The following is a 275-nucleotide window of genomic DNA, read 5'->3' as shown; positions in this document are numbered from 1 at the left end:
GCATCAGAGCGCGGGCGTGAGCACCGGGGGCAGCATCGGCGGCCAGTTTGCGGGGAACATGGCGAACGGGCTGCTGACGGGGGCGAACCACAGCGGCAGCGGCAGCTCGCTGACGAAGGCGGCGGTGAGCGGGGGCGCGCTGGTTATTCGCGACGGAGATAAGCAGTCGCAGGACGTGAGCGGGCTGAGCCGCGACGCCGCGCACGCGAACCAGACGCTGTCGCCGATATTCGATAAAGAGAGGGAGCAGAACCGGCTGCAGGCGGCGCAGCTGA

Annotated in this window: 1 pseudogene; it reads left to right on the top strand. The window is 69.1% G+C overall.

Annotation, left to right across the window (positions count from 1 at the left end):
* Positions 1–275 (top strand): annotated as a pseudogene (locus HA43_RS18570) (VENN motif pre-toxin domain-containing protein); the annotation flags it as partial.

Origin of the sequence: Pantoea eucrina (assembly GCF_002095385.1) — a bacterium.
GTDB lineage: Bacteria > Pseudomonadota > Gammaproteobacteria > Enterobacterales > Enterobacteriaceae > Pantoea > Pantoea eucrina.
The sequence above is the reverse complement of the archived record's forward strand: the minus strand, read 5'-3'. Positions and strand labels throughout refer to the sequence as shown.